Source organism: Leucobacter chromiiresistens (assembly GCF_001477055.1).
Classification (GTDB): domain Bacteria; phylum Actinomycetota; class Actinomycetes; order Actinomycetales; family Microbacteriaceae; genus Leucobacter; species Leucobacter chromiiresistens_A.
On the sequence record NZ_LDRK01000042.1, the window covers coordinates 1 to 18,887 of the forward strand.

Consider the following 18,887-nt stretch of genomic DNA (forward strand, 5'->3'; position numbering starts at 1 on the left):
CCGCTGGCCCTCAGTGCGTCGATCGGCGCGTCGGCGCCGCTCCTAGTGCTCGTCGTAGTGGTCGTCGTGCACGGCGTGCTTGTGCCCGTCATGCACGTAGTCGACGTGATCCCCGTGCTGCACGGTCTCGTGACCGCAGTCGGTGCCGTGCTCGTGCTCGGCGACGGTGTGCTCCGCGTGGGTGTCGGTGGCGCTCATGGTGCCCCTCTCGATTCGTCTCGTCAGATACCTGCAATCGTTCGCGGCGCGAACGTCACCAGTCGACCACACGTATAAACAAATTGCAATATGTGCACTTGATGGGAATGGTTCTCACGCGGATTCGAGCGCATGCTGCACGGCGTCGGCGACGATGTGGGCGACGTGCAGATCGGCGATCTCGTACCGCGCCTCGCGCCCCTCGCGCTGCACCGAGACGAGGCCCGCAGCACGCAGCGTTCGCAGGTGCTGCGACACCAGAGGCTGAGAGAGGGAGCTCGCCTCCGCGAGCCGGCCCACTGTCGCCGGGGCCTCCGTGAGCATCGTGAGCAGGCGCAGACGGGACGCCGATGACAGCGCCTTGAACAACTCCGCAGCGGCTTCGAGGTCTTCGGTCATACGCACATATAAGCACATGCGCATCGATCGCGAACGGGGCCCGCACTCTCACTCGAGAATCACCGCGCCCCGATCCTCCATGATCGAATTGCCCCCGTCGACGACGATCACCTGGCCCGTCACATACGACGCATCGGGTCGCGCGAGCCACGCGATCGCGCTCGCCACCTCCTCGGGACGCCCCGAGCGGCCCACCGGCGTCGCATCGCCCATGCGCAGCTCGTGCGGCGTCGACGAACCCGTCGCGATCCACCCCGGCGCCACCGCGTTCACCGTGACCCCGTGCTCAGCGAGATCCACCGCCGCCGCCCGCGTGAGCCCGACCGCGCCCGCCTTCGCCGCATGGTAGGCGACATCGCCCGCGTAGGCGGTGATCGGCCCTGAGAGCGACGAGACGTTGACGATGCGCCCCGCGCCGCTCTCCACCAGCGCCGGCGTCGCCGCGCGCGTCACGAAGAGCATGGTGTCGAGGTTGCGGCGCAGCGCCGATCCCCACTGATCGTTCGAGATCTCGCCGATGCCGGCCGGCTGCTCGGGATCGCCGACCGACGTCATCCCGGCGTTGTTGACCAGCACGTCGAGCCGCCCGAACGCCTCGACCACGACGGCGACCGCGCGATCCGCCTCGGCGGCGTCGGTGAGGTCGGCCACCACCGTCACCACCTCGCAACCCCCGCGGCGGAGCTCGGCCGCGCGCTCCTCGATGCGGGCCGACGTCGCGGCGATGCCGAGGCGGTACCCCGCCTCCGCCAGTGCGCGAGCGGCGGCGAACCCGATCCCGGTCTCACTCCCGGCACCCGTGACCAGCGCGACCCGGGATCCTGACTCGTCGACGATGGGCATGCGGCCTCCTGCTTCGCGGCGAGCGGGGGCCCTGCAGCCGCACCGCTCGCAGAATAGTATGGAGACTCATCATGGCGCATTTACCCGGACAGCACGAGCCGACCTTCCCCGCATACGGGAGCTACCGCGAAGCCGGCCGCATCACCGCGCTGCTGCGCAAGGAGACCGTCGGCGGCATGCTGCTCGTCGGCGCCGCGATCATCGCGATCATCTGGGCGAACTCGCCCTGGGCCGACGCCTACGCGGCGCTGCGCGACTTCGAGTTCGGGTACGAGCCCTGGCATCTCAGGCTGAGCCTCGGCACCTGGGCCTCGGACGGCCTGCTCGCGATCTTCTTCTTCCTCGTCGGGCTCGAACTCAAACGCGAATTCGTCGAGGGCGACCTGCGGAGCTTCCGCTCCGCCATCGTCCCCATCACCGCCGCAGCCGGCGGCGTGCTCGTGCCGGCGCTCATCTACACCGCGGTCGCCGCACAGCGGCCCGAGCTGCACCACGGGTGGGCGATCCCGACCGCCACCGACATCGCCTTCGCCGTCGCCGTGCTCGCCATCATCGGCTCCCACCTGCCGCCCGCGCTGCGCATCTTCCTCCTCACCCTCGCCGTCGTGGACGACCTGCTCGCGATCAGCATCATCGCGATCTTCTACACCGAGCGCATCGAGATCGTCCCGCTCCTGCTCGCACTCGCCGTCATCGCGCTCTACGCCGTCGTCGCGCAGCGGTTCCGCCGGTTCTTCAGCCGCCGCGCCGCCGCCGCATGGTGCATCCTGCTCCCGGTCGGCGCGATCGCCTGGGCGCTGATGCACGCCTCGGGCATCCACGCGACGATCGCGGGCGTGCTCCTCGGCTTCGCGATCCCCGTGCTGCACCGGAAGAGCGTCCGCGACGAGGCCGCCGGCGCACCCGGGCTCGCCGAGGAGTTCGAGCACCGGTTCCGGCCGATCTCCGCCGGGTTCGCGGTTCCCGTCTTCGCGTTCCTCGCCGCCGGCGTGCCCCTCGGCGGAATGGACGGGCTGCGGGAGGCGTTCACGCATCCGCTCACCTACGCGATCATCATCGCGCTCGTGGTGGGCAAGCCGATCGGCATCCTCGCCTCGACCTGGCTGACCACGAAGGTGCTGCGCGCCCGGCTCGACCCCGAACTGCGCTGGATCGACATGGTCGGCGTCGGCCTGCTCGCCGGCATCGGCTTCACCGTGTCGCTGCTCGTCGCCGAGCTCACCTTCGCGCCCGAAGCCCCCGAGCACGACATCGCGAAGGTCGCGATCCTCAGCGCATCCGTCATCGCCGCCGTGCTCGCCTCCCTGCTCCTCGGCTCGCGCAACCGCCGCTACCGGCGCATCGCGCTGCGCGACGCCGTCGACGCCGACGACGACGGCATCCCCGACGTGTATCAGTCGGCGGGGTAGCCGACCGTCCCGTCGCCCGTCACGCGGGCGCCCGGCGTCAGGCCGGCGGGCTGCACCCGGCCGTCGGGCATGAGATGCGCCACCCGCACGCCCTGCGCGATGAGGTGATCCGCGACGATCCTCCGGTGGCAGCGCCACCAGACGGCCTCGGCGCACATCAGCGCCGGAGGCGCGTCGACGCTCGCGAGCTCGCGCACGCGCCGCAGACCGTCGCGGAAGTCGCTCGTCATGGCGTAGTCGGCGTACCGATGGAAGCTCGCATTGCGCCAGAGGCCGTTCGCCTCGGGGTCGGCGGCCGTCGACGCCGAGCGCAGCCCGCCCAGGCGCTCCTCCCGGTCGTACCCGATGCCCGCATCGCGCAGCGAATCGGCGAGAGCATCGGCGTCGAACTGAGGAAATCGGCGCGAGCCCGGCAGCTTCCGGATGTCGATGACGCGCCCCGCCCCCGCCTCGCGGAGCAGCTCGACGAACCGCTCGATCGAGTGGGTCGAATGGCCGACGGTCAGCACCTGCGGGCGCGCATCATCGACGGGCACCGGCGGCCGCCTCCTCCCCGACCTCGTCCTCGTCGTCATTCGACGCGAGCGCGAAGAAGCCCTCGAGGGCCATGGTGATCTCGTCGCGCGCCCGCTCGTCCGACACCGTCGGCGCGCCATCGCCCGACTGCTCCCCATACGCGCCGAACTGCGCGTGCACCGCACCCTCGATCGCTTCGAACACCGCGCCCTCCGGCAGATCGTCGCGCGACGCCTCGATCTTCTCGGGCGTCGCGAGGCCGTCGTTCGTCGCCGACAGCGACAGCACCGCGAGGTCGTCGCGCTGCGCGAGCGCGTCGTCCGCGCAGTACGAGGCGAACAGCACGAGCGCGTGCACCGCCTCGGGCTCGGCGTCGGCGACGCGGCACGCCTGCACGCCCCCCATGCTGTGCCCGCCGACCGCCCACGCGTCGACCTCGGGAGCGAGATCCGTGAACTCGCTCAGCGGGCGCGTCTCGAGCAGCGGCAGGTTCAGGAACGACTGCACGATGACGACCGTGCGCCCCTGCGCCGCGGTCTCCCGGAAGGTCGCCGCGTACGCCTCGGGCTCCACCTTCGCCCCCGCGAAGAAGACGAGCCCGTGCTCCCCCGCTCCGCCCGCCGGCGTCAGCACGACCGCGCCGTCGCGCTCGGCCAGCACCACCCGGTCGTCCTGCTCGACCTCGCCGAGCGCTTCGGGCTGCGCCGCATACGTCGCATTCGCCCAGATCACGAACGCCGCGACCGCGACCACCAGCGCACCCGCGATCACCGCTCCGGCGATGCCCAGCACGCGGAGCGGCCGCACCCGCCCGCGCTCACGCCCGCGCTCCCGCTCCGCGACCCGCGCCTCCCGCTCCACCCGCTCCATCAGGGCGTCTCCTCGTCCCAGCCCTGCTGCGGCGTGCGGCACGACTCGCGATACACGAACTGCGACGGCGGGCGGCGCTCGCGACTCGACCAGTCGATCTTCGGCCGCCGCTGATCCTGCGGCACGTACCCGAGCCGGTAGAGCGCCATCAGCTCCAGATGGTCGGGAACGTCGAGCAGCTTCGAGAGCCGCGCCCACTGCTCCGGCGCCTCCATCGGGAAGGAGATGAACTGGATGCCCATTCCGAGCTCCACCGTCGTCAACCAGATGTTCTCCACCGCGGCGCCCATGCTGAACTGGCAGTAGAAGTCGGCGAGCGGATGCGCGCCGCGCTCCTCGCGGTCGAGCATCACGCCGAAGATCAGCGGCGATCCCGCCACCAACTTGCGGTTCTCCTCGCCGAGCGTCTGCGGCACCCTGAGCATGCGCATCATCGCGAGCCCGGACGCCGAGAACACGGCGCGCGTGAAGGGGCGGAGGGGCGCGGGCAGCTTGTCGAAGTACATGCCGGAGCGGTGCTCCGCCATCTCCTCCGCGCTGAACCTGAAATGGCGCTTGTAGCGCGTGAAGAACGACCCCTCGCCGATGACGGCGGTCATCGATTCGCCGCTCACCCGGGCGATCGTCTCGATCGTGTCGCGATCCTCGATCACCACGAAGCGCCAGGGCTGGCTGTTGAACTGCGACGGCGCCGAGGCGGCCGCGGCGATGAGCAGCCGCTGGTGCTCCTCCGACACCGGATCGGGGAGGAACGGCCCGTTCGTCGTTCTCCGGTTGAACAGCACATCGCGAAACTCCATGCTCGCCTTCCTCTCACTCCTGCGGACACCCGGCGCGGACCCCGGTCAGAAGACCGCCGCCGCCCACAGCAGCAGCGCGATCGCGAAGCACGGCGCCGCCACGAGGCCGATGATGATGTGGGTGCTCGGGCTCCGCCGCACGGGCCTCCCGAAGAACGGCAGCGCCGCGAGCGGCACCAGCGCGACGATCAGCGCGGCGCCGCGAGCGGGGTGGTCGGGGAACGACGTGGCCGCCGCGATCGCGGTCAGGGCGAGCGCCACGAGGAACACTCGGCCGTGCCACGCTCGCGGCACCCGGCGGCCGCGGAGGCTCGCCGTGCCGATGCCGACGTTCGCGGCGTACGCGAGACCGGCGAGGACGGTCCACGGCAACTCTGCGATCATGCGCCCTCCCCCGCTCGCGGCCGGCGCCGTCAGACCAGGTCTGGGTTGTTCTTCGCGTACGCCTCGGCCTCTTCCTCGCTGATCACGATCAGCCCGCGCGGGGTGTTCGACAGCGCGTTCAAGGCCTTCAACCACGTCAGGTTGAGCTCCGCCCGCGTGCTCCCCGAGAACCGGAACGCGACCGTCACGTAGGGCGACAGCCATACCGACACCCGGCCGCTGCCCTGCTCGGGGGTGCGGGTCCAGCTGAGGAAGAAGCTCTCCTGCTTGGTCAGCTTCTGCCCGATCACCGTCTTCAAGTGGGTGAGCACCCGATCCTCGAACTCGTAATCATTTCCGCCATGAATGAGAAAACCCATGCAAGCAGCATGGCACATACGCCCGGATTCGGGCAGACTTCGGCGAGCGGGCGTTCGCGCGGGTTCGCGCGCGCTCGCGCACGCTCGTGCGGTGCTCGTGCGGTGCTCGTGCGCACGGGCTCCGCGCGAGAGTGAGGGCTTCGCGCGAGAGCGAGGCTTTCTGACCGCCCGATTCCCTCGCACTCGGCGCAGACCCTCGGTTTCGCGCGTGTGGAAGCCGCCCCGGGCGGCGCCGGGCGGGCGCGGGCGCCGCGCACCGGCGGCCGCAGGCGGGCGCCGCGCACCGGCGGCCGCAGGCGGGCGGCGCGCCCGCGTATACCCGGCGATCCCCGAAAAACGCAACCGTCTCACATTCTGAGCAGTCGCGTGCGAATGTTGCTGCATGAGAACGATCACCTACGCCGGAGAAACCGTCACCACTACGGACGACGTCGCCGAGGCGCTGGTCAAACTCACGGCCGCCGTCGCGAAGAACGGACGCGCGGAGGCGGTGCGGATCCCGATCGTCACGGAGGACCACGACCACGTCGGCACCGCCGATCTCGTCATCGGCGTCGGCAACGACGTGCTCTCGCTGCCCCTCGACTGGGATCGCGACGAGCAGCCCGACTTCTCGCAGCAGGCCGACGAACTGCGCACGCACCCGAGCTACCCGCAGCCCATCACCGGCGGCCCGCTCCTCGACGAGGAGATGCAGGCCACCGGCTGGGACTTCGAGCTCGACGGATTCGACCGGAGCTGACCCGGGTCGCGGACCGCCCGGCCGAGCCGGCCCCGCGAGCGCTCAGCCGCCCGAGTGAGCCGATCCGAACGTGTGCACCGGCCGGCCCCGCACTCCCCCGTCGCACACGTAGATCGCCCCCGATTCCGGCGCCTCCCGCAACTGCTCCTCGGTGAGGTTCTCCCGGGCAGTGCCCACGAGCACGCGATCGAGCTCGGGCCCCGCGAACGCGACGGACGTCACGTTGGGCACCGGCACCGCGATCTCCTCCAGCAGCGCTCCCGCGCCCGACCACCGGGCCACCGCGCTCTCGCCGTACAGACCGTTCCAGAACGTCCCGTCCGCCGCCAGCGCCAGGCCGTCGCTCGCGCGGCCGGAGACGAACGGCTCGAGTTCGCCGAGCAGCCCCTCCGGGCCGTACTCGCCCCGGTAGACGGTCGACGTCGACGTGTCGGTCACGTACATCGTGCGCCCGTCGTCCGACCACTCCATCCCGTTCGTGATGCCGAAGCCTCCGCGCAGCACCGTCGTCTCGCCGTCCGGCGTCACCGACCACAGATCGGCGTCGGGCGTGTCGCCGATCACGCTCAGGCCGCCCACCACGAACCGCCCGTAGGGGTCCACCTTGCCCTCGTTCAGGCGCATGCCGGCGCGGCGGTGCCGCAGGCGCGCCACCTCGTCCACGATCGCGCCGGAGGCGTCGAGCAGCACCACGGAATCCTCGAGTGCGGCGACGTACCCGCCCGCAGCACCCGGCACCTCAGCGGGCTGCACCGCCGAGAGCGGCGGGGGCAGGTGGACCACGCGATCCTCACTGCCGTCCGCCGCTCCGTCGAGCCGTCCGCGGTGCAGCAGCCCCGCGACGATGTCGACCCACACCACCTCTTCCGTGCGCGCGTCCCACCAGATGCTCTCGACGAGGATCCCTGGGGTCGAGCGGAACAGGCGCATCTCGCGATCCACGCTCACGGGGTCGGCATGCCGCCGTTGACGTTGAGGGTCTCGCCCGCCACGTAGCTCGACTCCGCCGACGCCAGGAAGACGTAGGCGGGCGCCAGCTCGGCGGGCTGGCCCATGCGCCCGAGCGGGGTCTCGGCGCCGAACTCCTCGATCTTCTCCTGCGGCTGGCCGTCGCTCGGCTGCAGCGGCGTCCAGATCGGTCCCGGGGCGACGGCGTTCACCCGGATGCCCTGCGGGGCGAGCTGCGCGGCGAGCCCCTTGGTGAACGCGTTGATCGTCGCCTTCGTCGATGCGTAGTCGACGAGGATCGCCGCGGGCGAGTACGCCTGGATCGACGTGGTGTTGATGATCGCCGAGCCCGGTGCGAGGTGCGGGAGCGCGGCCTTCGTGATCCAGAACATCGCGTACACGTTCGTCTTGAACGTGTCGTCGAACTGCTCGTCGGTGAGGTCGGTCAGCGACTCCTGGTAGACCTGCTTGCCGCCGTTGTTCACGACGATGTCGAGGCCCCCGAGCTGCGACACGGCGTCGTCGACCAGCGAGCGGCAGTAGGCCGCGTCGCGCAGATCGCCGGGGAGCTTCGCGACGGTGACGCCCGCCTCGCGCAGGATGCCGGCGATCCGCTCCGCGTCGGTCTCCTCCTCGGGCAGGTAGGAGATCGCGACGTCGGCCCCCTCGCGCGCGAACGCGATGGCGGTGGCGGCCCCGATGCCCGAGTCGCCGCCGGTGATGAGCGCCTTGCGGCCCGCGAGCCTGCCGGTGCCGCGGTAGCTCTCCTCGCCGAGATCGGCCTTCGGGGTGAGATCCGCGTCGAGCCCGGGTTCGGGCATGTGCTGCTTCTCCGGCTTGATGTCGGCGTAGAGCTCGGCAGGGTTGACGAAGGTGTACTGGTCGCGTGACATGGTGTGTCCTCTCACTCGTATTCCTGTTGGGGTCTGGTGCGCGCGCCGGCCGTCAGCGGCCGTCGAGCAGGTCTGCGGGTACGACGTCGCGAATCGTCATCGCGGCGCCGAGGAACGCGAGATGGCTGAGCGCCTGCGGGGTGTTGCCCCAGGCGGATCCGGTCGCGGCGTCGATCATCTCGGCGTAGACGCCGACGTCGTTCGCGTGGCCGACCAGGGCGTCCATCAGCTCCAGCGCCTCCTCGTGGCGGCCGACGCAGGCGAGCGCCTCGGCGCGCCAGAAGGCGCACGCCACGAACGTGTGCTCCTCCCGCTCGGAGCCGCTGTAGCGGTACAGCAGGGGGCCCGCGCCGAGCTCGTCGGAGAGCGCGTCGATCGTGGCCGACATGCGCTCGCCGCGGTCGAAGCCGGTCGGGGCGTGCAGCAGTACGGAGGCGTCGAGCTCGTCGCCGCCCGCGTAGAAGAGGTAGGAGCGGCGCTCCTCCGACCACCCGTGCGCGTCGATCCACTGACGGATGCGGTCGCGCTCGGCCCGCCAGCGCTCGGCGGATCCGGGGATCGATCCCGCCTCCGCGAGCGCCGCGGCGTCGTCGAGCGCCTTCCAGCAGCCCATCTTCGACGAGATGTAGTGCCGGTCCGTGCCGAGCTCCCACATGCCCGAATCGGGATTGCGCCACAGGTCGCAGGTGCGGTCGGCGACCCCGACGAGCATGCGGGCGGTGTCGAGGTCGAGCACGTTGCCGGCGTCGACGTACGTGCGGCAGATCGCGATGAGGTCGCCGTAGACCCCGAGCTGCAGCTGCCGGCTCGCAGGATTGCCCGACACGACGGGACCGATGCCGCGCCACCCCGGCACGTGGTACGCGCGCGGTTCGGGCACGAGCTCTCCGTCGAGGGTGTACATGACGTGCAGCTCGGGCCCCCGCTTCCGGATCGTCTGCAGCATCCACGAGAGGGCGGCCTGAGTCTCCTCGCGCAGCCCGAACCGCACGAGCGCCTGCGCGGTGTACGCGAGATCGCGCACCCAGGCGAGGCGGTAGTCCCAGTTCTTGCCGCCTTCCGGGTTCTCGGGCAGCGAGGTGGTCGCCGCCGCCGCGATCGCCCCCGTGGGGCTGTAGATGAGGAGCTTGAGCGCGAGCGCGTTGCGCTGCATCGCCTCCGCATAGGGCCCGTCATATGAGAAGACGCGCGACCAGTGGCGCCAGTTCTCGACGGTGCGGTCGATGCCGGCGTCGACGTTCTCGGGGGCGGGGAAGTGCAGCGGCTCGTCGTGCGTGGCGGCGAGCGCGACGAGGTGCCGCGATCCCGCGCGGGCCGAGAACGATCCCGTGAGCTCGGGGCCCCGCTCGCCGTCGATCTCGGGATCGGCCGGGCCGTGCTCCATGCCGACGACGGTGAAGGCGGTCGCGCCGCTGCGCACCACGTGCCCGTGCGCGGTGCGCTCGACCCACGGCGCCGCCGTCTGCAGCGACGTGCCGGGGTGCACGGCCCAGCGCATCGGCACCGTGCCCGAGAGGCCGTCGATGCGGCGGGCGAGCTCCGCCCACGGCAGCCGGCCCGCGACGCCCGAGACGAGCGCGTCGGTCACGCGCACGGCGCCCTCATCGGTGGTGAACGTCGTCTCGAGCACGTTCGTGTTCGGCACGTAGCGGCGCTCGGCGCGGTACTGCGACTCGGGCAGGTCGGGTGCCAGCGCGAAGGAGCCGCCCGTGTCGTCGTCGAGCAGGTGCGCGAACACCGGAATGTTCGTGAGGTTGGGCAGCGGGAGCCAGTCGATGCGCCCGTTCGCCCCGATCAGCGCCACCGTTCGGCCGTCGCCGATCGGGGCGTACGACTCAACGGCGCGGGCCACGGGTGCCTGCCACGAGGGTCGCGATCCGGAACTGCATGAAGCCATGGTCGAACGCGGCCCCGGATCCCGGCAGTGCCTTGCGTGGTGCCCGCCCGCCGCGATATGAGTGTGGCATGACGACGCGCCTCCTCATCATCGCCGACACGCACCTGCCGAAGCGGGCGAAGCGCCTGCCCTCCGCCGTGCTCGCCGCGGCGGCCGAGGCCGATCTCGTGATCCACGCCGGCGACTGGGTCGACACGGCGACGCTCGACCTGCTCGACGCCCGATCGCGCCGGCTCGTCGGCGTGCGGGGCAACAACGACGGGCCCGAGCTGCGCGACCGGCTCCCCGAGGTCGCGCGCGTGCGCGTCGAGCAGCTCGACATCGCGGTCGTGCACGAGACCGGCGCCGCCGCGGGGCGCGAGCGGCGCGCCGATGCCGCCTTCCCCGGCACCGACGTGCTCGTGTTCGGGCACTCGCACATCCCCTGGGACACGGTGTCCCCCGCAGGCATGCGCCTCATCAACCCGGGCTCCCCGACCGATCGCCGTCGCCAGCCGGAGTGCACGATGATGATCGCCGAGGTCGCCGGAGACGACTTCTCCGTCGAACTGATCCCCGTCGACCGCACCGCCTGAGTCGATACCACCACCCCGCGCGGGTGGCACATGATCGCCGACCGTGCAAGGCCCGTTTCCTCCCGCACCCCTTCGACTACAAACGGTGTCACACCGGCAACGATCCGGCGTGGAAGGAGAGAACATGTCCCATGAGAATGAGCTCCTCGGGAGCGGCGACGCGAATCCGAATCGCACCCCATCGTCCGGCACGGTCGACACCGCGAAGGAGGAGGCCGGAGCGCTCGCGCACTCGGTGCAGGAGAACGCGAGCAACGTCGCCCACACCGCGAAGGACGAGGCGGGCAACGTCGTCGAAGAGGCGTCGATGCAGTTCCACGAGCTCGTCGCGCAGACCACCCGCGAGCTGAACGACGAGGCCTCCAAGCAGCAGTCGCGCCTCGCGACCGGGCTGCAGCGCGCGGGCGACGACCTCGACGCGATGGCGTCGAGCGCCTCGGGCGGCGGGGTCGCCCCCGATCTCGTCCGTCAGACCTCAGAGAAGGTCGCCCGCATCGGCGACTGGCTCGAGAGCCGGGAACCCCGCGAGGTGCTCGACGAGGTCAAGTCGTTCGCCCGCCGCCGACCCGGGGCCTTCATCGGCATCGCCGCCGTCGCAGGCGTGGTCGCCGGCCGGCTCACCCGAGCCCTCGCCTCGAGCGCGCACGACCAGCAGTCGAGCGGATCCGGCACCTCGACCGCGGGATCCAGCCCCGCCGCACCGGTCTCCCGGCCGGCGGCGCCCGTGACGACGCCGCCTGCGCCGGCCTCGAGCCCCGCGGCTCCGGTCGCGGCTCCCGCGGCCCCGCCCGCACCGGTCCCGCCCGCAACCGGGCATCCGGCTCCGCCCGCGCCCGCCGCACCCGAGTCGCCGCTCCCCGGCGTCGGGCCCGGCGCACCCGGCTCGGCACCCGGCTCGGCGCCCGGCTCGACACCTGGCGCGAACCCCGGGCTGACCGGCGGATCCCGCCACGGCGACATCACGGGAGGAGGCGCAGATGGCCGACCCAACCCCCTCTGAAGAACGCGCCGCCAATGAATCGCTCGGCGACCTGCTGAGCGAGGTGACCGGAGACCTCTCGACGCTCATGCGCCAGGAGCTCGCGCTCGCCAAGGCGGAGCTGCGCGAATCGGCGAAGAACACCGGCCGCGGAGCGGGCATGCTCGGCGGCGCGGCCTACGCCGGCAGCATGGTCGTGCTCTTCCTCTCCATCGCCCTCTGGGCCGCTCTGGCGACACTCGTCGGCGGCGGCTGGTCCGGCCTCATCGTGGCCGTCATCTGGGCGATCATCGCCGCCGTGCTGTTCGTCGTCGGCAAAGCGCAGCTGAAGAAGGTGAAGGGCGCCCCGCAGACGATGGAGACCCTTCAGGAATTCATTCCGACACTCAAGAGAAATGAGGAGAACCGATGAACGAGTCACCCGATGCCATTCGCGCCGAGATCGAGCGCACCCGCCGGTCGCTGGGCGCCGACACCGACGCCCTCGTCGACAAGGTCACGCCGGGCAAGATCGTGGATCGCCAGAAGGACAAGGTGCGCTCCAAGTTCGGCTCGTTCAAGGAGCGCGTGATGGGCGCGGCGGACGACGCGAGCGGATCGGCCTCCGATGTCGCCGGGCGGGCGAGTGACGCCGCGCACGACGCTGCGCACACGGTGAAGGCGAAGGCCGAGGGCAACCCGCTCGCCGTGGGGCTCATCGCCTTCGGCGTCGGGCTGGTCGCGGCCTCGCTGATCCCGAGCTCGGAGAAGGAGAAGGAGCTCTCGCAGACGCTGCGCGAGGAGGCGCAGCCGCTCGTCGACGAGGCGACCGCGGCGGCCAAGTCGGTCGCGTCGAACCTGCAGGATCCCGCCGCCGAGGCCGCGCAGGCCGTGAAGGAGAGCGCGACGGAGGCCGTCGACCACGTGAAGAGCGAGGCGACCTCGGCGTCGGAGGACGTGCAGTCGCAGGCCGGGGAGGCGCGCGACCGCATCTCCGGCCAGTAGCCGTCGGAGCCGGGAGATCCGGCGCGGACACCGTGCACGCAGTCTCGTGCCCGGCGTCGGCGCCGGATCTTCTCCCGTCTCCGGGCACCGCTCCGCCCGCAACCCCCTGGCGCCCGATCGGCGGAGACGGCAGAGTGGCGTGCAATCGGCCGTATCGGCCGGCTGTCCGACGCACGGAAGGGGCGACACGCAGATGCACACGCGCACGCACACGGATGTGGACGAGCAGGTCGTCGCACGGGCGAAGGGCCCGACGACGCTGCGGCAGGTGATCGCCGCCGTCATCTTCCTCCTGATCGTCGCCGCGGTCGCCTTCGGCGGCTCGCTCGCCTCCACCGGCAACGTCGACGGCTGGTACGCGAACGCCGAGAAGGTTCCGTGGGATCCGCCGAACGCCGTCTTCGGGCCCGTGTGGACGGCGCTGTACGCGCTGATCGCGCTCGCGGGATTCCTCATCTGGCGCGCCGGCTTCCGCATGGGCGGGCCGAACGCCGCGCGCTCAGCACTCGCGCTCTTCGTCACGCAGATGGTGCTGAACGCAGTGTGGACGCCGATCTTCTTCGCCGGCTACCCGGTGATCGGCGCCGCCGCCTGGTGGATCGCCGCCGTGGTCATCGTCGCCCTCATCGTCGTCGTGGTCGCGCTCGCCGTGTCGGCGGCGAAATGGTCGCGGATCGCCAGTTGGGTGATGGTGCCCTACCTGCTGTGGCTGTGCTTCGCGAGCACCCTCAACATCGGCATCATCGCACTGAACTGAGGTGCGCCGCCTGCCGACCCCCGCGTGCGCGCTCGTGCATGCGGGGGCATCATACTGCCTCCGATTGGGCAAATCGGCCGGAATCGGCTAAAATTAGTATGAAGTGCAAGTTCGAGGGCGTGAGCAGACCGCTGGCGGCGGCGTCCGCTCCCCTCGCGCTCGTCCGGACCGTGCGGCATCCAGCCCACGCGTCGGCACACGACATTGCCTGAGGAGATCACTATGCAGCAGTCTCACGTCGTGGGACACACCCTCGTGTACCCGCACCACGGTGCGGTGACGATCACTGCGATCGAGGTGAAGAAGATCGGCGGCGTCGAGCGCACGTGGCTCACGCTGCAGCCCCTGCTCAACGAGCTCTCCATTCAGATCCCGGCCGACCAGCTGAGCGAGATCGGCGTGCGCGAGCTCATCGACCGCGACGGGATCGAGTCGCTCATCCAGATCCTCCAGGAGGAGTTCACCGAGGAGCCGGGCAACTGGTCGCGCCGCTTCAAGGCCAACGGCGAGAAGCTCGCCTCCGGCAGCGTGCACCGCGTCGGAGAGGTCGTGCGCGACCTGTGGCGCCGCAGCCAGGGCGCGAAGCTCTCCACCGGCGAGAAGGCCATGTACCAGCGCGCGAGCGGCATCCTCGTCACCGAGTTCGCCCTCGCACGCGGCATCTCGGAGACCGAGGCGTACGAAGAGGTCGAGCGCATCCTCGCGGGCGAGAAGATCACGGTCTGAGCGATCGGCTCCGGCGATGATGTCGCCGGAGCCATCGACCTGCCGAAGCGGGCCGCGCACGTCATTCGTGCGCGGCCCGCTTCGCGTTTCCGAGTCAGCTTCCGGTCGCCGCGCCCCGCGCAGCGCGCAGCACGTCGACCAGCGGGGTCGGCTCGCGGCCGATCAGCTCGGCGAGCGTCGGATCGTCGACATCGAGGTCGCCCTCCGCGATCCCCGCGTCGAGACCGGCGAGGAAGCCGACGGTGCCCGCGTCGAGCCCGGCGCCCTCGAGCGCGGCACGCAGCTCGTCCTCCGACACGTTGCGATGCACCACGGTTCGCCCGAGCGCCTCACCCATCGCCGCCGCGATGTCGTCGTACGTGAGCGGGCGCCCCGCGAGCTCGTACACCTTGCCGATGTGCGCATCGCCGATGAGCGCCACCGCAGCCGCCTCGGCGTAGTCAGCCCGTGCGGCGGCGGCCACTCGACCCCCGCGCGTCGCCGACAGCAGCACCCCCGTCGCTGCCACCTGATCGAGATTCGCGACGTAGTTCTCGGCGTACCAGTCGTTGCGGAGAATCGTCGCGGGAAGCCCGGACGCCGCAATGGCGCGCTCGGTCGCCAGGTGCTCGGGGGCGAGCGCGAGCGAGCTGCGCTCCACCTGTGCGAGGCTCGTGTAGACGAGCTGCTCGACCCCCGCGCTCACCGCCGCGTCGACCACGGTCTGATGCTGCGCGGCGCGCTTGCCGACCTCGCTCCCCGAGATGAGCAGCACACGGTCGACGCCGGCGAACGCCGCCTCGACCGATGCCGCATCGTCGTAGTCGAGCGGCACAACCGCGACACCCCGTTCGGCGAGGTCGGCGGCCTTCGCCGGAGTGCGCGCGCCGGCGACGATCTGCTCGGGGGCGACGCCGCGTGCCAGCAGAGCGTCGACCACGAGATGCCCGAGGGCGCCGCTCGCTGCAGTCACGAGAAGAGTCATGAGGTGTCCTTTCGTCGGAGGTTTCGGGGAGTGCAGCGATCCGCTCGCCATCGGCATTCCCCGCCGCGGGTACCCACTTTCCGGTAAGGTACTTCCCTGATGGTGAGTTATGCGCAGTTACGCGAAACCGGCGCATTCGCGCGAGACTGCTCCACACGCGTCGTGCTCGATCACGTGATGAGTCGATGGGGGGTGCTGGTGCTCTGCACCCTCTCCGACGGCACGCACCGATGGGGCGAACTGCGCCGCGAGGTCGAGGGCATCAGCGAGAAGATGCTCGCCTCCACCCTGCGGCAACTCGTCGCCGACGGCATCGTGCACCGCGAGTCGCTGCCGACCGTGCCGCCCCACGTCGAATACCGCCTCACCGCGCGCGGCCGCGAGCTCATGGATCGCATGCTGCCGCTCATCGAGTGGATCGCGGTGCGCGCCGACGAGATCGTCGGCCGCGACCCCGTCGCCGCGCCAGCGGGGTCCGCGCCCGCGGGGTCCGCGCCAACGGGGTCCGCGCCAGCCCGGGGATCTCAGGCCATCGCCTCGACCGCCGCCGCCGCCGAGCAACACTGATCGCAGGGGCCCCGCGCGGCGCGGATCACGGCAGAACCGATCACATCTCCTCGTGCGTCGCGGGATCCGCATCGAACAGACGACCATCGGGGCGCCCCAGCGCGGTGATGGCCTCCACCTCAGCGTCGTCGAGCCGCACCTCGGCCGCCGCAAGATTCTCCCGCTGCCGCTCCCACCGCTGCGAACGCGGGATCGACACCACTCCGCGGGCGATATGCCAGGCCAGCACGACCTGCACCGGCGTGCACCCGTGCGACTCCGCCAGCTCCCGGACCACGGGCTCCTGCAGCACCGCACCCGCGCGCCCGATCGGGCTCCACGCCTGCGTGATGATGCCGAGCTCGCGATGCGCCTCGACCGCCTCCACCTGCGGGAAGTACGGGTGCACCTCCAACTGGTTCACGACGGGGCGCACCCCGGTCTCGCGCTCGATCCGCTCGAGATGATCGAGGAGGAAGTTCGAGACGCCGATCTGATCGACCACGCCCCGCTCGCGCGCGTCGACGAGCCCCTGCCACGCGTCGACGTACTGCCCCTGCGACGGGTTCGGCCAGTGGATCAGATGCAAGCCGATCGAGTCGACGCCGAGGCGTGAACGGCTCTCCTCGATGCTCGTGCGATGATCCGGCGCTCCATGGTGCCGACCGGGTAGCTTCGACGTGACGATCACGCCCTCCGCAGCGTCGCCGGCGAGGCGCACCCCTCGACCGACCGACCCCTCGTTCTCGTAGTTGACCGCCGTGTCGAGCAGCCGATAGCCGGCGCGCACCGCCGCGGCAATCGCCTCAGCGCCCGCGTCGCCGTTCAGCCGGTAGGTTCCCAGCCCGATCGGCGGCAGCGCGAATCCGTTGTGCGCGGTGAACGATGCGTGCTCTGCCATGATGCTCCTCCATTGGTCGCTTGCGTGGATCCCTGTCTATCACGGCCGCGGCGGTGCCGTCGCGCCCGGCGTCGCCCGACCGCCCGGCACCGCGCGCCCTCCACCGCCGCGCACCGCCCCACACCGCACCGCACCGCACCGCACCGCACCGCACCCTCTGCGAGCGGGGTCACTTCGAGAGTGTGTCGCGTTGCTGTCGAGGAGCGACACACTCCTCAAACGACCCCGCTGCGGGGTGAGCCGGGGCGAGCCAGGGTGAGCCAGGCTGAGCCAGGGTGAGCCGGGGCGAGGGAAGCGGGACGGCGACGCGCGGCGAGGCGAGGCGCTGGGCGAGCGGAGCGCTACGCGAGCCAGGCCGGCGCCCGGCCTCGGAGCAGCGGTCGGTCGAGGGAGAGCGATCCGGCGCCCGTCAGTGCGAGGCCGAGCGCACTCGCTCCGAGCACCGCGACGAACTCCCAACCGCCCTCCGCGACCCAGAATCCCGCAGCAGCGTGCACGAGCACGAGGGCGACCACCATGTCGACGGCAAGCAGCGCCGCGACCACGCGCGTGAGCAGCCCGAGAATGAGCAGGACGCCGCCCGCGAACTCGAGCACGGCGACGAGCGGCGCGGTGATCTCGGGCAGCGGCGCGCCCATCTCGCCGAACGAGGCGACGGTGCCCGGGATCGTGTACTCGAACAGCTTCTGGGCGCCGTGCATGAGGAAGACCGCGCCGAGCGCGACGCGGATGATCAGCAGACCCGACGAGGTCGCGGCGGGCGTCGCCGTCGCTGCGGTGTGAGTACGGGGAGCACGGGTGCGTGGCATGAGGCGGTCTCGCTTTCGCAGTCGTGGATGAACCGGGTGCCAGGTTAGGAGCACGCCCGAACGCGAAGCTGAAGAAGTGCGAACTCTGCGGAACCGCTCGCCGCCGATCTGGTATCCGACCGGTCCCTCCTCCGCCGACCGCGCCCGCCCCCGCCCATTCTGCGAGCGGGGTCACTTTCGGTGCGTGTCGCGCGCATGACACGCACGACAAGTGACCCCGCTCGCACGGTGGAGGCGCGGAGCTGAGCGCGGAGCGGAGCGGGGCCGAGCGGAGCGGTGCGGGCGGGGCAAAGCGGGCCGCCGCGCGGGGCCTGCCGTCAGCGCGCGGGGAGGTAGCTGCGGGGCACCCGCGATCCGATGCTCGTGAGGATCTCCCAGGGGATCGTGCCGGCCGCGTGCGCCCACTCGCGCGCGTTCGGGCGCCATCCCTGCGCCGGCCCGAACAGCACCACCTCGTCGCCCTCGGAGACACCGGCGGCGTCGGGGCCGAGATCGACGACGAACTGGTCCATGCAGACGCGCCCCACGCTCGGGTAGCGCCGATCGCCGATCGCCACGTCGAACCTGCCCGACATGATGCGCGGCACGCCGTCGGCGTACCCGAGCGGCACGAGGCCGAGCGTGGTGTCGCGCTCCGCGATCCAGGTGTGCCCGTACGACACCCCGTCGCCGGCGCGCACCCGCTTCATCAGGGCGAGCGGCGCCCGCAGCGTCATGGCGGGGACGAGCGACGCATCGGGCTGCTCGAACGGCGTGTATCCGTACATCGCGAGGCCGGGACGCAGCGCGTCGAGGTGCAGGTCGGGCCGGGCGAGCGCCGTGCCCGAATTGCCGAGGTGCATCTGCTCGACCGGGATGCCGTGCCGGTCGAACGCGGCGCGCGCCGCCAGCAGGCGCTCGAGCTGCAGGCTGTTCTGCGGATGCTCGGGCACATCGGCGTGGGAGAGGTGGCTGAAGAGCCCGTGCACGCGCACCGCGCCCTCGGCGCGCAGCCGCCCGAGCTGACGCAGCACGTCGGGCAGCTCGGCCTCGACCACGCCGTTGCGGCTGAGCCCCGTGTCGACCTTGACGTGCACCTCGACCGGCCGGCCGACCTCGCGCGCGGCGGATGCGATCGCCGCGAGCTGACGCTCCGAGTTCACGCCGAGGCGCACGTCGCGCGCGATCGCCGCAGCGTACCCGCTCGTCGACAACCAGGCGAGGATCGGGGCGGTGACCCCTCCGTCTCGCAGCGCGATGGCCTCGGGGATCGTCGCGACCCCCAGCGAGCCGGCGCCCGCGGCGACGGCGGCGTGCGCGACGGGCACGGCGCCGTGCCCGTATCCGTCGGCCTTCACGACCGCCATGAGCTCGGACTGCGGCGCGAGCGCGGAGAGCACCCGGATGTT

The 18,887-nt window shown here is 71.4% G+C and carries 24 protein-coding genes; 9 read left to right on the top strand and 15 right to left on the bottom strand.

What is annotated here, in order from left to right; translation table 11 throughout:
• Positions 1–42 precede the first annotated feature (42 nt).
• From NS354_RS07905 to NS354_RS07915, 3 genes are all read right to left on the bottom strand, one after another.
• The gene (locus NS354_RS07905) at positions 43–198 is read right to left on the bottom strand and encodes a hypothetical protein (RefSeq protein ID WP_058594020.1); all 156 of its coding nucleotides are present in this window, start codon (positions 196–198) and stop codon (positions 43–45) included.
• Positions 199–312: 114 nt separating this feature from the next.
• A complete protein-coding gene (locus tag NS354_RS07910) occupies positions 313–597 on the bottom strand; it encodes an ArsR/SmtB family transcription factor (RefSeq protein ID WP_058594021.1) in 285 nt (94 codons plus the stop codon).
• 48 nt (positions 598–645) lie between these two features.
• The gene (locus tag NS354_RS07915; RefSeq protein WP_058594022.1) at positions 646–1,440 is read right to left on the bottom strand and encodes an SDR family NAD(P)-dependent oxidoreductase; all 795 of its coding nucleotides are present in this window, start codon (positions 1,438–1,440) and stop codon (positions 646–648) included.
• Between the two features lie 71 nt (positions 1,441–1,511).
• Between NS354_RS07915 and nhaA the strand changes: the two genes are divergently transcribed.
• Positions 1,512–2,849, top strand: coding sequence for a Na+/H+ antiporter NhaA (gene nhaA / locus NS354_RS07920; protein ID WP_058594023.1), 1,338 nt, complete (start codon positions 1,512–1,514; stop codon positions 2,847–2,849).
• On the opposite strand, the gene NS354_RS07925 is transcribed toward nhaA, so the two are convergent.
• The 5 genes from NS354_RS07925 to NS354_RS07945 are packed head-to-tail and all read right to left on the bottom strand — an operon-like array spanning position 2,834 to position 5,778.
• Complete coding sequence (locus NS354_RS07925) at positions 2,834–3,385, bottom strand: DUF488 family protein (protein WP_058594024.1); 552 nt, start codon at positions 3,383–3,385, stop codon at positions 2,834–2,836. The genes nhaA and NS354_RS07925 overlap by 16 nt on opposite strands.
• Entirely contained in the window at positions 3,372–4,235 is an 864-nt protein-coding gene (locus NS354_RS07930; RefSeq protein WP_058594025.1) for an alpha/beta hydrolase, read from the bottom strand. Before NS354_RS07930 ends, NS354_RS07925 begins: the two co-directional genes overlap by 14 nt.
• Positions 4,235–5,035, bottom strand: coding sequence for a nitroreductase family protein (locus NS354_RS07935; RefSeq protein ID WP_058594026.1), 801 nt, complete (start codon positions 5,033–5,035; stop codon positions 4,235–4,237). Before NS354_RS07935 ends, NS354_RS07930 begins: the two co-directional genes overlap by 1 nt.
• Positions 5,036–5,080: 45 nt before the next feature.
• Positions 5,081–5,419 (bottom strand): hypothetical protein, encoded by a 339-nt coding sequence (locus tag NS354_RS07940; protein ID WP_058594027.1) that lies wholly within the window; start codon positions 5,417–5,419, stop codon positions 5,081–5,083.
• Between the two features lie 29 nt (positions 5,420–5,448).
• On the bottom strand, positions 5,449–5,778 hold the full coding sequence (locus NS354_RS07945) for a hypothetical protein (protein ID WP_058594028.1): 330 nt from the start codon (positions 5,776–5,778) through the stop codon (positions 5,449–5,451).
• Between the two features lie 382 nt (positions 5,779–6,160).
• Between NS354_RS07945 and NS354_RS07950 the strand changes: the two genes are divergently transcribed.
• Positions 6,161–6,520 (top strand): hypothetical protein, encoded by a 360-nt coding sequence (locus NS354_RS07950; RefSeq protein WP_058594029.1) that lies wholly within the window; start codon positions 6,161–6,163, stop codon positions 6,518–6,520.
• A 42-nt stretch (positions 6,521–6,562) separates the two neighbouring features.
• Here the strand turns inward: NS354_RS07950 and NS354_RS07955 are convergent, their stop codons facing one another.
• From NS354_RS07955 to NS354_RS07965, 3 genes are read right to left on the bottom strand one after another with little or no spacing between them, the layout of a single operon-like run.
• The gene (locus NS354_RS07955; protein ID WP_082677977.1) at positions 6,563–7,468 is read right to left on the bottom strand and encodes an SMP-30/gluconolactonase/LRE family protein; all 906 of its coding nucleotides are present in this window, start codon (positions 7,466–7,468) and stop codon (positions 6,563–6,565) included.
• The gene (locus NS354_RS07960) at positions 7,465–8,361 is read right to left on the bottom strand and encodes an SDR family oxidoreductase (protein ID WP_058594030.1); all 897 of its coding nucleotides are present in this window, start codon (positions 8,359–8,361) and stop codon (positions 7,465–7,467) included. The genes NS354_RS07955 and NS354_RS07960 overlap by 4 nt, the downstream gene beginning before the upstream one ends.
• Positions 8,362–8,413: 52 nt before the next feature.
• The gene (locus tag NS354_RS07965) at positions 8,414–10,258 is read right to left on the bottom strand and encodes a glycoside hydrolase family 15 protein (protein WP_058594031.1); all 1,845 of its coding nucleotides are present in this window, start codon (positions 10,256–10,258) and stop codon (positions 8,414–8,416) included.
• Positions 10,259–10,326: 68 nt separating this feature from the next.
• Here NS354_RS07965 and NS354_RS07970 point away from each other — a divergent pair, with 68 nt between their 5' ends.
• The 6 genes from NS354_RS07970 to NS354_RS07995 all read left to right on the top strand — a co-directional run bounded on the left by NS354_RS07970 (position 10,327) and on the right by NS354_RS07995 (position 14,279).
• Complete coding sequence (locus tag NS354_RS07970; protein WP_058594032.1) at positions 10,327–10,833, top strand: metallophosphoesterase family protein; 507 nt, start codon at positions 10,327–10,329, stop codon at positions 10,831–10,833.
• Between the two features lie 124 nt (positions 10,834–10,957).
• Positions 10,958–11,833, top strand: a complete 876-nt coding sequence (locus NS354_RS07975; RefSeq protein WP_153002152.1) for a hypothetical protein — start codon at positions 10,958–10,960, stop codon at positions 11,831–11,833.
• Entirely contained in the window at positions 11,811–12,224 is a 414-nt protein-coding gene (locus NS354_RS07980; protein WP_010155207.1) for a phage holin family protein, read from the top strand. The genes NS354_RS07975 and NS354_RS07980 overlap by 23 nt, the downstream gene beginning before the upstream one ends.
• On the top strand, positions 12,221–12,796 hold the full coding sequence (locus tag NS354_RS07985; RefSeq protein ID WP_058594034.1) for a DUF3618 domain-containing protein: 576 nt from the start codon (positions 12,221–12,223) through the stop codon (positions 12,794–12,796). The genes NS354_RS07980 and NS354_RS07985 overlap by 4 nt, the downstream gene beginning before the upstream one ends.
• 193 nt (positions 12,797–12,989) lie before the next feature.
• Complete coding sequence (locus NS354_RS07990) at positions 12,990–13,553, top strand: TspO/MBR family protein (RefSeq protein ID WP_058594035.1); 564 nt, start codon at positions 12,990–12,992, stop codon at positions 13,551–13,553.
• A 222-nt stretch (positions 13,554–13,775) separates the two neighbouring features.
• A complete protein-coding gene (locus tag NS354_RS07995) occupies positions 13,776–14,279 on the top strand; it encodes a CarD family transcriptional regulator (RefSeq protein WP_058594036.1) in 504 nt (167 codons plus the stop codon).
• Between the two features lie 94 nt (positions 14,280–14,373).
• Here the strand turns inward: NS354_RS07995 and NS354_RS08000 are convergent, their stop codons facing one another.
• Positions 14,374–15,243, bottom strand: a complete 870-nt coding sequence (locus NS354_RS08000; protein ID WP_058594037.1) for an SDR family oxidoreductase — start codon at positions 15,241–15,243, stop codon at positions 14,374–14,376.
• A gap of 162 nt (positions 15,244–15,405) precedes the next feature.
• Between NS354_RS08000 and NS354_RS08005 the strand changes: the two genes are divergently transcribed.
• Positions 15,406–15,810 (top strand): winged helix-turn-helix transcriptional regulator, encoded by a 405-nt coding sequence (locus tag NS354_RS08005; protein ID WP_430735999.1) that lies wholly within the window; start codon positions 15,406–15,408, stop codon positions 15,808–15,810.
• A 40-nt stretch (positions 15,811–15,850) separates the two neighbouring features.
• On the opposite strand, the gene NS354_RS08010 is transcribed toward NS354_RS08005, so the two are convergent.
• From NS354_RS08010 to alr, 3 genes are all read right to left on the bottom strand, one after another.
• Positions 15,851–16,690, bottom strand: coding sequence for an aldo/keto reductase (locus tag NS354_RS08010; RefSeq protein ID WP_058594038.1), 840 nt, complete (start codon positions 16,688–16,690; stop codon positions 15,851–15,853).
• 341 nt (positions 16,691–17,031) lie between these two features.
• Complete coding sequence (locus NS354_RS08015) at positions 17,032–17,499, bottom strand: DoxX family protein (RefSeq protein ID WP_058594039.1); 468 nt, start codon at positions 17,497–17,499, stop codon at positions 17,032–17,034.
• Positions 17,500–17,816: 317 nt separating this feature from the next.
• Positions 17,817–18,887: alanine racemase (gene alr, locus NS354_RS08020; protein ID WP_082677978.1), on the bottom strand; the 1,071-nt coding region annotated here is incomplete at its 5' end.

Bases quoted from the DNA above. Each gene is read 5' to 3' on its own strand.
- NS354_RS07985 (WP_058594034.1), top strand. From the start codon at position 12,221: ATGAACGAGTCACCCGATGCCATTCGCGCCGAGATCGAGCGCACCCGC.
- NS354_RS07960 (WP_058594030.1), bottom strand. From the start codon at position 8,361: ATGTCACGCGACCAGTACACCTTCGTCAACCCTGCCGAGCTCTACGCC.
- NS354_RS08000 (WP_058594037.1), bottom strand. From the start codon at position 15,243: ATGACTCTTCTCGTGACTGCAGCGAGCGGCGCCCTCGGGCATCTCGTG.
- NS354_RS07915 (WP_058594022.1), bottom strand. From the start codon at position 1,440: ATGCCCATCGTCGACGAGTCAGGATCCCGGGTCGCGCTGGTCACGGGT.
- NS354_RS08010 (WP_058594038.1), bottom strand. From the start codon at position 16,690: ATGGCAGAGCACGCATCGTTCACCGCGCACAACGGATTCGCGCTGCCG.
- NS354_RS07995 (WP_058594036.1), top strand. From the start codon at position 13,776: ATGCAGCAGTCTCACGTCGTGGGACACACCCTCGTGTACCCGCACCAC.
- NS354_RS07935 (WP_058594026.1), bottom strand. From the start codon at position 5,035: ATGGAGTTTCGCGATGTGCTGTTCAACCGGAGAACGACGAACGGGCCG.
- NS354_RS07945 (WP_058594028.1), bottom strand. From the start codon at position 5,778: ATGGGTTTTCTCATTCATGGCGGAAATGATTACGAGTTCGAGGATCGG.
- NS354_RS07965 (WP_058594031.1), bottom strand. From the start codon at position 10,258: ATGGCTTCATGCAGTTCCGGATCGCGACCCTCGTGGCAGGCACCCGTG.
- NS354_RS07930 (WP_058594025.1), bottom strand. From the start codon at position 4,235: ATGGAGCGGGTGGAGCGGGAGGCGCGGGTCGCGGAGCGGGAGCGCGGG.
- NS354_RS07905 (WP_058594020.1), bottom strand. From the start codon at position 198: ATGAGCGCCACCGACACCCACGCGGAGCACACCGTCGCCGAGCACGAG.
- NS354_RS08015 (WP_058594039.1), bottom strand. From the start codon at position 17,499: ATGCCACGCACCCGTGCTCCCCGTACTCACACCGCAGCGACGGCGACG.
- NS354_RS07975 (WP_153002152.1), top strand. From the start codon at position 10,958: ATGTCCCATGAGAATGAGCTCCTCGGGAGCGGCGACGCGAATCCGAAT.
- NS354_RS07970 (WP_058594032.1), top strand. From the start codon at position 10,327: ATGACGACGCGCCTCCTCATCATCGCCGACACGCACCTGCCGAAGCGG.
- NS354_RS07980 (WP_010155207.1), top strand. From the start codon at position 11,811: ATGGCCGACCCAACCCCCTCTGAAGAACGCGCCGCCAATGAATCGCTC.
- NS354_RS07910 (WP_058594021.1), bottom strand. From the start codon at position 597: ATGACCGAAGACCTCGAAGCCGCTGCGGAGTTGTTCAAGGCGCTGTCA.
- NS354_RS07950 (WP_058594029.1), top strand. From the start codon at position 6,161: ATGAGAACGATCACCTACGCCGGAGAAACCGTCACCACTACGGACGAC.
- NS354_RS07940 (WP_058594027.1), bottom strand. From the start codon at position 5,419: ATGATCGCAGAGTTGCCGTGGACCGTCCTCGCCGGTCTCGCGTACGCC.
- NS354_RS07990 (WP_058594035.1), top strand. From the start codon at position 12,990: ATGCACACGCGCACGCACACGGATGTGGACGAGCAGGTCGTCGCACGG.
- nhaA (WP_058594023.1), top strand. From the start codon at position 1,512: ATGGCGCATTTACCCGGACAGCACGAGCCGACCTTCCCCGCATACGGG.